1 protein-coding gene is annotated in these 286 nt (G+C 45.5%); it reads left to right on the top strand.

Annotation, left to right across the window (positions count from 1 at the left end; translation table 11 throughout):
• On the top strand, positions 1–286 hold a 286-nt coding region (locus tag ACGF5R_RS24810; RefSeq protein ID WP_387693311.1), incomplete at both ends, for an ISAs1 family transposase.

The raw sequence follows: 286 nt of genomic DNA, 5'->3' as shown, positions 1-286 counted from the left end.
TAAACAATACACGCATTTTACTCACGGTATTCCTCGTCGTCACTGTATTGCTAATATTATCAAAATGATAGAGCAAGATGCACTGGTTGAAGCCTTTTATGCCTGGATCAATCAGCGTCGGGTCAGGGCAGGAAAAAGTCTTATCGCCATTGATGGAAAAACCCTGAGAGGAACCTGTAAGGGGACATTATTTGAAGCCCTGCATGTGGTCAGTGCTTATGATGTTGAATCCGGTGTAGCCCTATACCATCAGGCAGCCGAAAGCAAAGGTCAGGAAGGTCCGGTT

The organism is Photorhabdus sp. RM71S, from assembly GCF_042879355.1.
Lineage (GTDB): Bacteria > Pseudomonadota > Gammaproteobacteria > Enterobacterales > Enterobacteriaceae > Photorhabdus > Photorhabdus kayaii.
This window is presented reverse-complemented; position numbering and strand designations above follow the sequence as displayed.